The sequence below is a fragment of the Corynebacterium sp. 13CS0277 genome (assembly GCF_002994655.1).
GTDB lineage: Bacteria > Actinomycetota > Actinomycetes > Mycobacteriales > Mycobacteriaceae > Corynebacterium.
The window spans coordinates 105273-119469 of the sequence record NZ_PPDL01000007.1 but is presented as its reverse complement, the minus strand read 5'-3'; the positions used below and the strand labels follow the sequence as shown (position 1 = coordinate 119469).

General features: G+C 67.6%; 12 protein-coding genes. 10 read left to right on the top strand and 2 right to left on the bottom strand.

Annotated elements, in window-relative coordinates:
* The first annotated feature begins 2 nt into the window (after positions 1-2).
* Complete coding sequence (locus C1Y63_RS04350) at positions 3-1262, top strand: HNH endonuclease signature motif containing protein (protein ID WP_106015244.1); 1260 nt, start codon at positions 3-5, stop codon at positions 1260-1262.
* A gap of 526 nt (positions 1263-1788) precedes the next feature.
* Here the strand turns inward: C1Y63_RS04350 and C1Y63_RS04345 are convergent.
* Entirely contained in the window at positions 1789-2907 is a 1119-nt protein-coding gene (locus C1Y63_RS04345; protein ID WP_106015243.1) for an ATP-binding protein, read from the bottom strand.
* A gap of 212 nt (positions 2908-3119) precedes the next feature.
* Here C1Y63_RS04345 and C1Y63_RS04340 point away from each other — a divergent pair, with 212 nt between their 5' ends.
* From C1Y63_RS04340 to C1Y63_RS04310, 7 genes are all read left to right on the top strand, one after another.
* Positions 3120-5075, top strand: coding sequence for a glycosyltransferase (locus tag C1Y63_RS04340; RefSeq protein WP_106015242.1), 1956 nt, complete (start codon positions 3120-3122; stop codon positions 5073-5075).
* Positions 5068-5568 carry a phosphatase PAP2 family protein gene (locus tag C1Y63_RS04335; protein ID WP_106015241.1) on the top strand — a complete coding sequence of 167 codons (501 nt, stop codon included), beginning with the start codon at positions 5068-5070 and terminating at the stop codon, positions 5566-5568. The genes C1Y63_RS04340 and C1Y63_RS04335 overlap by 8 nt, the downstream gene beginning before the upstream one ends.
* The gene (locus C1Y63_RS04330) at positions 5565-6542 is read left to right on the top strand and encodes a decaprenyl-phosphate phosphoribosyltransferase (protein ID WP_106015240.1); all 978 of its coding nucleotides are present in this window, start codon (positions 5565-5567) and stop codon (positions 6540-6542) included. The genes C1Y63_RS04335 and C1Y63_RS04330 overlap by 4 nt, the downstream gene beginning before the upstream one ends.
* A 215-nt stretch (positions 6543-6757) precedes the next feature.
* Complete coding sequence (locus C1Y63_RS04325; protein ID WP_106015239.1) at positions 6758-7771, top strand: alpha/beta hydrolase family protein; 1014 nt, start codon at positions 6758-6760, stop codon at positions 7769-7771.
* Between the two features lie 251 nt (positions 7772-8022).
* Positions 8023-9948, top strand: coding sequence for an alpha/beta hydrolase-fold protein (locus C1Y63_RS04320; RefSeq protein ID WP_106015238.1), 1926 nt, complete (start codon positions 8023-8025; stop codon positions 9946-9948).
* A 74-nt stretch (positions 9949-10022) separates the two neighbouring features.
* Positions 10023-10487, top strand: coding sequence for a DUF732 domain-containing protein (locus tag C1Y63_RS12655; RefSeq protein ID WP_158256082.1), 465 nt, complete (start codon positions 10023-10025; stop codon positions 10485-10487).
* Positions 10488-10496: 9 nt separating this feature from the next.
* Positions 10497-11408 carry a cutinase family protein gene (locus C1Y63_RS04310; RefSeq protein ID WP_106015237.1) on the top strand — a complete coding sequence of 304 codons (912 nt, stop codon included), beginning with the start codon at positions 10497-10499 and terminating at the stop codon, positions 11406-11408.
* Here C1Y63_RS04310 and C1Y63_RS04305 read toward each other — a convergent pair.
* Entirely contained in the window at positions 11405-11629 is a 225-nt protein-coding gene (locus C1Y63_RS04305; protein WP_106015236.1) for a helix-turn-helix domain-containing protein, read from the bottom strand. The genes C1Y63_RS04310 and C1Y63_RS04305 overlap by 4 nt on opposite strands.
* A 171-nt stretch (positions 11630-11800) precedes the next feature.
* On the opposite strand from C1Y63_RS04305, the gene C1Y63_RS04300 reads away from it, so the two are divergent.
* A complete protein-coding gene (locus C1Y63_RS04300) occupies positions 11801-13627 on the top strand; it encodes a FadD32-like long-chain-fatty-acid--AMP ligase (protein ID WP_106015235.1) in 1827 nt (608 codons plus the stop codon).
* A gap of 81 nt (positions 13628-13708) precedes the next feature.
* Positions 13709-14122, top strand: a complete 414-nt coding sequence (locus C1Y63_RS04295; RefSeq protein ID WP_106015234.1) for a hypothetical protein — start codon at positions 13709-13711, stop codon at positions 14120-14122.
* Positions 14123-14197: the final 75 nt, after the last annotated feature.

Genomic DNA, 14197 nt, shown 5'->3' with positions numbered 1-14197 from the left:
GCATGGATTGGATCAGCCTCACCCAGGCCATGCCCAGCATGACCTCCGAACAGCGGCGCGCAGCGATGGAACAAGCGCAGCCGCAGCTTCGTGCTGCCCAACACCTCATCGCTGAGTACGCCTACTACGCCGATCAAGACCACGCCGGCGATGAGGTGGGTTCCCCGCGCACTGAGGACTACCTCGCAGAGCTCTACGCTGTGCCCACCCGGGAGGCGAAGAAGCTCATCACCCGGGGCGCGTCGATGTATAAGCCGGTGCGCAAAGACCAGCGCGCAGCGCAAGCAGAATTCCGCGACATGCACCTGAGTGGTGTGCTGAGTGACGCCACGGTGGATGACATCAATGCTGCGGTGGTGAAAGCCAATGAGGGGAAGGCCACCCCGGAGGACCCCACCGCGCGGTTGGAGTTGGCCCGCCTGGTGGCTGGCCGGCCGATCAAGGACGCGAAGCGCATGTTGAAGGAGCGGCAGGAGCCGGCTTCTGATCGTGAGCCGGCGAAGCCGGGTGCGGAAAGCTTGCACTGGAGCAGCACCACGGACGCTGATGGCTTGTACACGTTGACGGCGAAGTGCAATCCGACGACGAAAGGTCTTCTCGATGGGTTTATCGCCCAGGGGGAGGCCGTGATGAAGGGAGCCTTGCGGCACGCCAAGAAATCAAAGAAGAAGAAGGATGATGAGGGGCCGAACCCGGCGTGGCTTGCGATCGAGGGCTTAAAGCGGGCCATCACTGTGGGCAGTGGGGCGCCTGCCCTGGTGGTCAGTGTCACCGCCCAGGAGTTGTTGGGCACGCAGGCTGAGTATCTAGCAAGCACTGGTGGCACGTTGAATGGCCACGAGGTGCAGGCACTGATCGATGAGGCGGATTGGTGGTTGTGTATCCACGATCCGGTCACCTTCGTCCCCATCGCACTGGGCCGCACGGAGAGGCTTGCGTCGGTGGCGCAGCGGATTGCGTTGCATGCCGAGCAGGGTGTGTGCCAGGCGGAGGGGTGTAATCAGGGGAGTGCCCGGTGTCAGGTGCATCATTTGAAGGCCTGGCGGTACGGCGGAAAAACCGACGTCGGCAATCTCGCGTTGTTGTGTGCCAGGCATCATGGGCTGAACCGGGACGCGGGGCCGAACCGGACTCGGGGCCAGTTCCAGCGGGATGGTGACGGCAAAGTCAGATTCAAGTTCCGTGGCCGGGCCACGGAAGGAGAGTCCACGATGTCGCGGTTCGCGGCAGGAGAAACACTGCGGCACTTGCGGGGGCCGTAAGCGGTGGGGCGAGAGCAGCCCCCGGATCCAGGGGTGGTCCGGGGGCTACTCGTCGTGCCGTTTTACAGCCCCAGCTGGTCCAAGGGCACCACGCACACCCCATCGCTGCGGGTATACCCCGGCCCCGAGGTGTGAAATCGGGGTAGTTGGTAGGGGCGGTCCGCGTAGTTGGTAGCGCCAATTCCGGGTAGTTGGTAGGGCCTATCGCCTCGTCATTATTGAAAATCCTCAGGCTCGTACGTTGGCTCACTGAGAACGTGTGGGAACTCTGCTGGGCAGCGATTTTCACAACCGGGGTACCCAGATCTGCCAGACCGCTTTGCGCAGGTCTGTCAGCGCGCTTGCGCACGCTACGAAGGGGCGGAGTCGGCACAGTGCCAGCTCTCCGCCACCGGCCCTATGTGCGGTTCTGCTCGTCCCTGTAAATGAAAATCTCTGGGGTCGCGAACGCGCTGGGCACCCCCTACCAAATAGCCGGAATCACGGGCTACCAACTGCCCGGAACACCCCTACCAAAAACCTGGAGCTAACACTTCGAGGGAACCACCACAACGAGGCGAGTGGGTGCCCGGCGCATCTTTGCCGTCACCCGCAGCAGATTCTGAGCAGCTCGCTCGATCGCCGAGGAGAGTGCCACGTTGATGGCGATCCATGCGCCGGTGGAGGACTCGACGACGATGTCGATGACGTCGCGCCTCTTGTGGTCCCTGTAGTGGTACACACCCCTGGCGCCGAGTGCGTCAGCAAAGACACGAACGTCGTGGACCACCTGGGATAAGAAAAGGAAGCCCAGTGTGCGGGGTTCGGCGAGGAGGCGCTCAGGCCCGGCGCCAAGCAGCGCGGCGGCGAGCGACGGATCCGCGAGGTGGTACGTCGGCTTCGTTGATGCCGCCTGCGCGGAGGTCAATTCCGGGGACCATGCGGGCAGCAACTCCAGGAGGTGCATGCGTTCCGCGAGCTCCTGGAAGGTGGTGATGTCGGCGAGTGACGTCCGTGCAACCGGGTAGCCCTCGTTGGTGCGGCGCAGCACCGCCGTCTTCGTTGTGCTCTGCGCAGCCAGGCCCGCAAGGGAGGCCAGGTAGGCGGCGAACTGCCCCGGCAGGCGGCGCCGGGGTGTCATGCGCGGGAAGTCGTGGTTGATGAACTCCTCGAGGAGTGCGCGGTTGCGCGCAAGCGCGTCGTCCGGCGCATCAGCCTCTCGCCCGGGCCAGCCTCCCACCACAATCCTGCGCACCGCAGGGAGCAGGTTGTTGTCGCTGAGACGCGCGGGCACGTCCTCGCCCGCGAGCAACGCGCGGATGCTGATGTCGCCGCTTGCGTCTCCTGACTCCGCCCAGGTCATCGTCCGCATGAGTAGCCGGTGCACGCGATCAGTCTCCGCGTGCAGCGTCGAACTGGCGAGGAGGAATTGCCCCGTGTGCCGCTGATCGTCGAGTGCGTGGCGGACGGCGGCGGCCTGTGGTGCCTGGTGCCAGTCGTCGATGAAGCGGGCTGCGGGTCCTTCCCCGAGGAGGGACTCTGCGGCGATGTGCGTCCCTGTCGTTGTCTTTCCGCACCCGCGGACGCCATGGATCTCCACGGCGCCGGCCGTGGACAGCCCGTGGCGGATCTGGGCGTCGATGACGCGCGGCCTGTACGTGCTCATGGGGCCAGCGTAACCATTGTCAGTTGGAAGTTTCAGAGAGAAAGGGGTGGAAGTTTCCACCCGTGTCGAGTGGAAACTTCCACGACTGCCAGTGTCGAACTTTCCGCGGGGGCTCGTGCTGCGGGGCGTCAAAGCCGTGTAGCTCGCGGGTGGGGCCGGGCTGAGCCAGTAGGCTAGGCGTGTTATGAGTGCACGTATGGAAAGGGTCTTTCGTGAGCGCTAGTCAGGCTGTTGAACAACTGCAACGGGTTCTGCTGCCCCGGGCGGGCGAGCCGCACGACGTGCGCTCCCTCTACCTCCTTGAGACCGCCGGCGGTTCCCGCTGCACGTGGGAGAGCCGCACCGCGATGCGGATTCCCGCGGGCGCGGAGGTGAGCTTCGAGACGTATTTCAACGCGTTCCCCGCCTCCTACTGGCGGCGCTGGTCGCAGCTGTCGCAGGTGGTGCTCCGGGTGGAGGTGTCCGGCACCGCCCGCGTGGAGGTGTACCGCTCCAAGATGGACGGCTCCCGCATTGGGTGCGGCGGCCGCACCGTCGACGGGGTGGCTGAGTTCGTGTTGGACTTGGCGCCGTTTGAGGATGGCGGCTGGTACTGGTTCGACCTCACCGCCGACACGGATGTGGAGTTGCTGTCCGCCGGCTGGTGGGCGCCGGTCGCCCCCGGCCCGCAGCGGCTGCCAAGCGGCGACATGGTGGGCCCCTTCGACCCCCGGGTGACGGTGGGCATTCCGACGTTCAACCGCCCAGCCGACGCGGTGGCTGCCCTCGAGGCGTTGGCCTCCGACCCGGCGGTTGATCGTGTCATTGATGCGGTGATCATGCCCGACCAGGGCACCAAGCACCCCGCCGACGAGCCCGGCTACGCAGAGGCCACCGCCCACTTCGGCGAGCGTTTCTTCGAGTTCCGGCAGGGCAACCTGGGCGGCTCCGGCGGCTACTCCCGCATCATGTACGAGGCTCTCGGCGGCCCGGACGGCACCGGTGCCGCGGGCCGGGCGGAGTCCCCCTACATCCTGTACATGGATGACGACATCGCCATTGAGCCCGACAGTGTGCTGCGCGCCCTGCAGGCCGCCCGCTACGCGAAGACTCCGATGCTCATCGGCGGGCAGATGCTCAACCTGCAGGAGCGTTCCCACCTGCACTCCATGGGTGAGGTCATCGACCGCGGCAGCTTCATGTGGACCTCCGCCCCGCACGTGCACTATGACCACGACTTCTCCGAGATGCCGCTGTCCTACAAGGACAACACCTCGAAGGGCCCGGACGTCAAGGACTCCCGCGACCTGCACCGCCGCATCGACGTCGATTACAACGGCTGGTGGATGTGCATGATCCCCCGGTGCGTGGCCCAGGAGATTGGGCAGCCGCTGCCGCTGTTCATCAAGTGGGACGACGCCGAGTACGGCCTGCGGGCCGGGAAGGCCGGCTACCCGACCGCCACGTGGCCGGGTATCGCGATCTGGCACATGGCATGGTCCGACAAGGACGACGCCATCGACTGGCAGGCCTACTTCCACCTCCGCAACCGCCTCATCGTCGCCGCCATGGACCACGACGGCAGCCCCAAGGGGCTCGTGGCCTCCATGCGGAAGGCGACGTTCAAGCACCTTCTGTGCCTGGAGTACTCGACGGTCGCGATCCAGAACGAAGCGATGCGGGACTTCCTCGCCGGCCCGGAGCACCTCTTCGACATTCTCGAAACCTCCCTGCCGCGCATCGCCGCCATTCGGAAAACCTACCCGGATGCGGTCGTGCTGCCGACGGCGGCGGACCTGCCGCAGCCGAGCGGCATTCCCGGCGTGCCGACGAAGGACATTGGTGGCCGGTTGGCCCCGGTGAAAAAGGGCCTGTGGCTGCTCAAGGGGCTCAAGCACTCCCTGAGTGAGCAGGACCCCGCCCACCATGATGTGCCGCAGGCGAACCTCGCGCCGATCGAGGCCCGCTGGTTCAGCCTGAGCCGCGTCGACGGCGCCACCGTCACCACCGCCGACGGCCGTGGTGTCGTCTACCGCAAACGCGACCGTGCGAAGGCCGCAGCGCTCGCGAAGGAGGCCTACGCCCTGCAGAAGGAAGTGGCGGAACGCTTCGACGAGTTGCGTGAGCGCTACCGGGCCGCCCACCCGGAGCTGGTCTCCCTGCGCAGTTGGGAGCAGATCTTTGGCTAGTTTCACCGACCGCGAAGCAGACCTCCTGGTCGCCCTGCAGCAGCGTTGCGGCACCCCCCGGGTGCTGCAGGCAGCGCGCGGGCTGTCCCACTTCGGCGAGCACGCCCTCGGCTGGTTCGCGCTGGCGGGGGCGGGCATGCTGCTCGACCGCCGGCACCGCTGGGCCACCGTCGGCGTCTCCGCGTTTGTCTCCCACGCCGCCTCCGTGGTGCTCAAGCGTGTGGTGCGCCGCCGGCGCCCCCACGATCCCCGCATCACCGTCGGTGTTGCCACCCCCAGCAATTACAGTTTCCCGTCGAGCCACGCCACCTCCACCGCGGGCGCGTTGGTGGCGGCGGCGGTGATTCTGCGCACCCCGTGGCCGGTGGTGGGGGTGCCTGTCATGATGGCGTCGCGTATGGTACTCGGCGTCCACTACCCCAGTGATGTTGCCTGCGGCGCGGCGGTGGGTGCCGCCACGGCCGCCCTGGTGGCGCGAAAGGATTTCCGTTGAGTGAGCAACTGTTGGGCTCTGAGCCGCATACCGCCGGCGTGGAGCCGCCGGCGAGCGCGCAACCCCCGAAGAACCTGCCGGACGCCATGGTGAAAGCGCTGCGCCCGAAGCAGTGGGTGAAGAACGTTCTCGTGCTGGCCGCCCCGGCGGCCGCCGGCGGGGATGTGTTGTTCCACCACCGCACCCTCATCGATGTGGGCATCGCGTTCGCGGTGTTCTGCATGGCGGCGTCCGCCATCTACCTCATCAACGATGCCCGCGACGTGGAGGCCGACCGGGCGCATCCGACGAAACGCTACCGGCCGATCGCTGCCGGCATGCTGCCGGTGAACCTGGCGTACATCATGGCGGTGGTCCTCATCGTCGCCTCCGTCGGCGTGAGTCTGCTGGCGACGTCGGGTGTGAACTTGGCGATCGTCATGGCGGTCTACATTGCCCTGCAGTTGGGGTACTGCTTCGGCTGGAAGCACCAGCCCGTCATCGATATCGCCCTGGTGAGCTCCGGGTTCATGCTGCGCACCATGGCTGGCGGTGTCGCCGGCGGCATTGCGCTGTCGCAGTGGTTCCTGCTGGTGGCCGCCTTCGGCTCCCTGTTCATGGCCTCCGGCAAGCGGTACGCCGAAATCCTGCTCGCGAAAGAATCCGGGGCGAAGATCCGCAAGTCCCTGGAGGGCTACACCGCGACCTATTTGCGCTTCGTGTGGACCCTGTCGGCGACGGCGGTGGTCATGAGCTACGCCCTGTGGGGCTTCAACCTGTCGAAGGTGGCGGTGTCGCCGGCGGCGGGGGTGTGGTACCAGATTTCGATGGTGCCGTTCACGGTGGCGATCCTGCGCTACGCGGCCGACGTGGACCGTGGTGACGGTGGGGCGCCGGACGAGATTGCCTTGTCGGACCGGGTGCTGCAGGCCCTGGCGGTGCTGTGGATGGCGTGCATCGCGATGGCGGTGTACGTGATCCCGGGGTTGGGCTAGTCGCCACCGGGGCTCGTGCGGGATTGGATGGCAGAGATCATCCGATCCCGCATTTTTTGTGCCCAGGGGTGGTCGGGTGATGCCCATCATAGGTAGGAGAAGATGTGTGGCCAGGGGCTGCCGGTGTACGTTAAGGTAACGATTCGGTCTCAAGCGACGATGTAGCTGGAGAAATTCCCGCCCCTTTCTGTGGGGCCCGATGGCCAAGGAGAACCATGTCCCGACGATTGTTGCGTGCCCTCGGCACCAAGGTTGCCGCTGTGGCGGTGGCGGCCGCGACCGCGCTGACGATTGCCGCCCCGCCGGCGCACGCCGGCAACCGCGACTGGTTGCGGCCCGACGCGACCGGTACCTGCGAGTGGGATGGTGCCGGCTACTGGGTGCAGCGCTGCGACGTGTGGTCGCCGGCCATGGGCCGCGCCATCCCGGTGCTCATCCAGCCGGCGGGCCGCGGCGGCGACGCGGGCCTGTACCTGCTTGACGGCATGCGGGCCGACAATAACTTCACGGGGTGGACGGTGTACGCCGACGCCCCCGCCACCTATGCGGATTCCAATATCACTGTGGTCATGCCGATTGGTGGTGCGGGTTCCTTCTTCACGGACTGGGATGCCCCGGCCACGTTCAGCTCCTCGCAGCCGGTGATCTACAAGTGGGAGACCTTCCTCACCGCGGAGCTCCCCGGCTACCTGCAGCAGCACTTTGGGGTGAACCCGGGCCGTAATTCCATTGCGGGCCTGTCGATGGGTGGCACCGCCGCCCTGAACTTGGCGTCCCGGCACCCGAACCAGTTCCGCCAGGCGTTGAGCTTCTCCGGGTACTTGACGACGACGGCGCCGGGCATGCAGACGCTGCTGCGGATGGCGCTCATTGATACCGGCGGGTTCAACCTGAACTCCATGTACACCTCGGTGTTGTCGCCGCGGCGTTTTGAAAACGACCCGTTCTGGAACATGGGTGGCCTGCGCGGCATCGACACCTATGTGTCCGCGTCGACGGGGTTGTGGACTCCGGCTGATTTGAACCTCCCCTTGGCGTCGCGCGTCATGGGCTGGGCGCTGGAGTTCCTGTCGCGGAATTCGACGGTGGCGTGGGAGTTGAAGGCCCGGGCGATGGGCCTCAACCCGACGGTGGAGTACACGCCGGCTGGTGTGCACAACTGGGGTATTTGGACCGACCAGTTGCATCGCACGAAGGGCCGCGTGCTCGACGTCATGGGCGCCTGGTAAAGCGTCATCCCCGGAACGGCAAGGAAGTTCCGGGGATTTTTTTCTGACACGCCGGGTGCGCCCCTGGCAAAAGTCTCAAGTTCAACTTAAACTTGAGGAAAGTTTTGGTCGCGCCCGCGGCCACGCGATCCACACGCCCACCGGGGCGGCCGGGGGAGGGGAACCCCCGGGCGGCACACCCTTCGGTGGCGAGCTTCTGCGACCTGGTGTGGAGTCGCACGCCCAACGATTAAAGGACGTCACACCCTCCCATGCGCAACAGTTTTCAGTCCCCGAAGCGGCGCTACCTCGCCATCCCGGCGGCACTGGCCGTCGGCTTGGGCGCCCTGACCCTCCCGGCCGGCGCCCAGAGCTCCCTGTTTGGGTCCTCCAGCAGCATTTCCGACTACCTGCAGGACGATTCCGCCCCGGAGCGCACCCCGCTGCGCACCGACTTCCCCAAGATTGAGGGCCTCCCGGAGGGAGTGTCCGTGGAGAAGCAGGAGTGGCTCGGCGACCGGCGCGTCGCCCTCTACATCCGCTCCGCCGCCATGCCGGAGAAGCCCATCCAGGTGCAGATCCTCCTGGCCCGCGACTGGTTCTCCCAGCCCGATAAGACCTTCCCCGAGGTGTGGGCACTCGACGGCCTGCGCGCCAACGAGCAGGAGAACGGCTGGACCCAGCACACCAACATCGTCACCCAGTACGCTGACCGCAACGTCAACGTCATCCTGCCCGTCGGCGGCGAAGCCTCCTTCTACACCGACTGGGAGCGCCCGGACAACGGCAAGAACTACAAGTGGGAGACCTTCCTCACCCAGGAGCTGCCGGCGGTGCTCAAGCAGGGCTACCGCTCCAACGGCAAGCGCGCCATCACGGGCCTGTCGATGGGCGGCACGGCCGCCATCAACCTCGCGGAGCACCGCCCCGACCTCTTCGACTTCGTGGGCTCGTTCTCCGGGTACCTGGACACCACCTCGCTGGGCATGCCGATGGGCATTAGCGGCGCCCTGCAGGACGGCGGCGGCTACGACGCGAACGCCATGTGGGGCACCCCGGGCACGAAGCGCTGGGTCGACAACGACCCGAAGCTCGGCATCGAAGCCCTCAAGGGCAAGGTCGTCTACGTGTCCGCGGGCAGCGGCACCGACGACTACGGCAAGCCCGGCTCCGTCGCCACCGGCCCCTCCAACATGGCCGGCATCGGCCTGGAGGTCATGTCCCGCATGACGACCCAGACGTTCGTCGACCGCGCGAAGCGCGCCGGCGTCGACGTCATCTCCCGCTTCCGCCCCTCCGGCGTGCACAACTGGCCCTACTGGCAGTTCGAAATGTCCGAGGCGTGGCCCTACATGGCCGACGCGTTGGGCGTGCCGAAGGAAGACCGGGGCGCGGACTGCACCCCCGTCGGGCTCATTGCCGAGGCAACGAAGTCCGGCGAGTTCGGCACCTGCATCAACAACGAGTACGACCTCGCCGGCGGCAAGGCGGAGGACTTCACCGCCGGCCGTGCGTTCTGGTCCGCCGACACCGGCGCCCACGTCCTCATCGGCCGCATCAGCGCCCGCTACTCGGAGATGGGCGGCCCTGAGTCCTGGCTCGGGTTCCCCATCACCAACGAGCAGATCACCCCCGACGGGCGTGGCCGCTACGTGCACTTCCAGAACGGCTCCATCTACTGGACCCCGGAGACCGGCGCGCAGGCCATGCCGAAGGACATGTTCGACGCGTGGGGTGAGGAAGGCTGGGAGGCCGGCCTCCTCGGCTACCCGATCTCCGAGCCCGTCGCCGGCCCCGACAACAACGACAGCCTGCTGGTGCAGCAGTTCGAAAACGGCTACGTCGTCCGCAACGGCGACAAGGCCTTCGTCGTCAAGGGTGAGATCGCGAAGCGCTACACCGCCATCAACACCGTGAAGTCGAAGCTCGGCGCCCCGACCAGCAACGAGATCGCCATCCCGGGTGGCGTGCTGCAGAACTTCGACAACGGCAGCTTCTACTGGTCGCCCGCCACCGGCGCGCACTTCATCACCAACGGTGATATTCGCGACGAGTGGGGCAAGCGCGGCTGGGAGCAGGGTGAGCTCGGCTGGCCGACCTCCGACATCACCAACATTCCCGCCGGCGGCCTGACGATGGACTTCCAGCACGGCACCATCCGCCAGCTCATGGGCATCGTCCACGTCGACAAGAAGTAACCCGCCCAGAAGTCTCTGGCCCCACGGCTTGTTCTCACGCCGCGGGGCCAGACGTGCATATGCAAGGAGTACGCATGTCCCGATCCACTCTCATTGCCCTCGTCGCCCTGAGCGCGGGGCTTGTCGCCTGCGGCAGCGCCGCGGAGGAGGAGCAGGTGCCCAGCACCGTCGCCCCCCTGCCGCCCGCCGCCGCCCCCGCCGCGCCCTCCTCCTCGTCCGCGCCGGCGCGGACCACCACGACGACGCCCGCCCCGCAGGACCGCACGCGGGAAATCAGCGAAATCCCCACCGTCGCCCCGGGCCGCCCCGCCGAGGAGCAGGCCTACCTGGATGACCTGCCCGGCATCCGCGTCGAGGGCGTCGAAGACCAGCTGGTGGGCATCGCCCAGGACGTGTGCCTGGCGAAGTCCAACGGCACCACCAGCTACCTCGTCGAGGGTTTCGCCGGCCAGCTGCAGGAGCAGGGCTACCTCGATGTCGACCCCGCGGCGGCGGCCGCCACCATCACGGACGCGGCGACCCGCGCGTTCTGCCCCTAGGAGGCTCGCGTGAAAAAAGGCCTGACGATTCTCGCGGCCCTCGTGGTCGTGCTCCTCATCATCGGTGGCGTGTTCCGCTACGTCACCACCCGCGAGGACGCCCCGCTCGTGGCACCCCCGGCCCCGCCCGTCCCGGCACAGCCCGACTGGTGCCCCCGCGTCGAAGTGATTGCCGCCCCCGGTACCTGGGAATCCAGTGCCGAGGACGATCCCATCAACCCGCACGCCAATCCGCAGAGCTTCCTGCTCACCGTCACCCGCCCCCTGCAGGAGCGCTACGCGCCGGATGATGTGAAGGTGTGGACGCTGCCGTACACGGCACAGTTCAAAAACGTGCAATCCCCGGACGAGATGGGCTACGACGAAAGCCGCGACGAGGGGACCTCCCGGCTGCGGGCGGAGCTGCTGACGATGCACGAGCAGTGCCCAGCGACGAAGTTCCTCCTCATGGGCTTCTCCCAGGGGGCGGTCATCGCCGGCGACATGGCGAACACCATCGGCACCTCCGAGCAGCCGATCCCCGCGGAGAACATTCTGGGCGTCGCCCTCGTCGCCGACGGCCGCCGGGAGCCCGGCGTCGGCATCGACCCCGGCTACCAGGTGCCCGGAGTGGGCGCCGAGGTGTCGCTCGAGTTGCTCAACCCCGTGGTGCAGTTCGTCATCCCGGGGGCGACGATGCGCGGCCCCCGCGCCGGTGGCTTCGGCACCCTGGCCGACCGCACGTGGGAAATCTGCGCCCCCAACGACCACATCTGCGACCTGCCCATCGGGGTGACGGATGCGGTGGCGCGCGCCGAAGCGGTCGTGTCGAACACGGGCATCCACGCCCAGTACGCCACGAACCCGGACGCCCTGCCCGGGGTGACGGCCACCCAGTGGCTCATTGACTGGGCGAACGGGCTCATCGCGGACGTGCCCTAAAACAGGGGCAGTTGGTCGTCCGGCTCGTCTTTCGCCGGCCGCTGCCCGTAGCGGCGGGCCGCGGCGTGGCGGGTGATGCCGAGGAAGCGGCCAATGTCCTCCCACGTCGCGCCCGCGGCGCGGGCGTCGGCGACGGCGGCGCGCTGCCGTTCCTGGGCCTCGGCGGCGTCGATGGCGCAGGCTTGGACTCGGTGCAAGGCGCGCTGCAGTCGCGACGTCACAAGTGTCTCCCTCGGTCGGTGGGGGTGGGCTCGCAGTTAGTGTTGCACCCCCACTGCCTTTTCCGGCGCGCACAACACGCCACATCCGGTAATATGAGTGTTTCCTCAACTTCGCGTGGGGTGGGCGCTCAGTAGAGTAGACACCACCCCCACTATCTCAAGGAGCCCGAAATGGATCTGTCGCAGGCGATCGGCCAGTTCTTCGACGAACGTGGCAACATTAACCTGCCGCCCCAGCTCACGCTGGCCGGCCTGTCGGAGATGCTGTACCAGGCGGACACTGACGGCGGCCGGCACTGCCTGCGCTTCTGGGACTACTCCGCCAGCCGCGACGGCGTGGCCGTCGACTACACTCGCGACGGCATCAACACCCGCATCAAGGCCATCGCGGCCCGCCTGCAGCAGACCGGCACCATCGGCGACCGGGTGGCGATCCTCAACGGCAACGCGCCCGAGTACATCTTCGGCTTCATGGGCGCGCTCTACGCCGGCATGGTGCCAGTGCCGTTGTACGACCCGAACGAGCCCGGCCACGCCGACCACCTCACGGCGGTGCTCGCGGACGCGCAGCCGAAGTTCGTCATCACCACCCAGGCGGCGGCCGCCGCCGTGCGCCGCCTCTTTGCCGACCGGCCCGCCGCCGAGCGCCCCCGCATCCTCGCCGTCGACGCGCTGCCCGACACCGTCGCCGCCGACTACGTCAACCCGCTGACGACTGACGCGGGGCGGGCGGCTCTCGCCCACTCCCAGGGCGCGCCCGTCGACCTGCCGGCGTTTTTGCAGTACACCTCCGGCTCCACCCGCACCCCCGCCGGTGTGGTGCTGAGCAACCGCTCCATCATGACGAACGTGCTGCAGATCTTCGCCGCCGCCCAGCTGCGCACCCCGCTGCGGCTCGTCAGCTGGCTGCCGCTGCACCACGACATGGGCATCATCCTGGCGGCCTTCGTCACCATCCTCGGCCTCGAGATGGAAATGATGACGCCGCGGGACTTCATCCAGCAGCCCCGCCGCTGGACGCGCCAGCTGCACGCCCGCGATGAGCTCACCACCTACACGGTGGTGCCGAACTTCGCCCTCGAACTCGCCGCCCGCTACGGCCTGCCCGAGGACGGGGAGGAGCTCGACCTGTCGAGCATCGACGGCGTCATCGTCGGCTCCGAGCCCGTCACCCCGAAGGCGGTGGACCAGTTCCTCACCGCTTTCGCGCCCTTCGGCCTGCCGGACGGGGTGCTGCGCCCCTCCTACGGCCTGGCGGAAGCCTCCCTGCTGGTCACCACCCCGCAGACCCCGCAGCGCCCCCGGGTGGTGCACGTCGACCGGGAGGAACTCGCCGCCGGCCGCGCCGTCGTCGTCGACGACGGGGTGGCGCTCATGAGCAACGGCTCCGTGGTGCGCCCCCAGCAGCTCGTCATCGTCGACTCCGCCACCCGCGCCGAGCTGCCCGACGGGCAGGTCGGTGAATTGTGGTGCCACGGCGACAACATGGCCACCGGCTACCTCGACCGCCCGGAGGAAACCCTCGCGACGTTCCGCAACACGCTCGCCTCCCGCCTGCCGGAGAACTCCCGCGCCGAGGGCGCGGCGGACGACGACCGCTGGATGGCGACCGGCGACCTCGGCGTGTTCATCGATGGGGAAATCTTCATCACCGGCCGCATCAAGGACCTCATCGTCGTCGCGGGCCGCAACCACTACCCGCAGGACATCGAGTACACGGTGGAGCACGCCTCCACCCACATCCGCCCCAACTGTGTCGCCGCCTTCGCTCTCGACGCCGACGAGGACACCGAACAGCTCATCATCGTCGCCGAACGCGACCTCGGCACGAGCACGGATGGGGATGCGGAGGCCGCCGAGGCGATCCGCGCCGCCGTCGTCGCCGCCCACGGCATTACCCCCCGTGAGGTGCTCATCGTCGCCCCCGACGATATTGCCCGCTCCTCCTCCGGCAAGATCGCCCGCCGGGTGATGAAGACCCGGTACCTCGCGCGCTAGTAGCCACAGCCCCGCAGACTGCGGGGCTGTTTTTTCTTGCGGGTGTATGTTGTCCACGGGGGAGACGTTGAAAGGATGGATATGAAGAAACTGAGCATTCTCGCCGCCACCGCGGCCCTCGTGGTGTGTGCGGCACCCGCGCAGGCGGCGTCGTCGGAGACCTCGCACGAGCTCAGCTCCGCGCCCGAGGGCCTGGTGCGCACCGTGTTCGAGTCGGGCAGCTCCGCCAGCTCCGACATTGCCACCGTCATTGAGCAGTGGGCGACTGGCAACGCGGACGCCGAGGTCTACCTGGGCGACATCGCCGACGACATCCTTGACGCGGTCCTGCACAAGCCTTTCGCGCCGCGCCGCTGCCTGGAAGGCCCCGCCCAGCGGGTGCCCACGGACAACCCGCTGCAAGAAGAGCTGGTGTACAAGCAAGTCGTGTGCCCCCGCGGCGTCGGCGCAGGAGAGATCCTCGCCCCCGGTGAGGGCGCAGGCCCCTGGAATTAAGCAGTCACACACCCCGCCTCCCGGCGGGGTGTTGTTGTCTTCGCCCGGGCGTGCCGGGCTAACACATCACCCACC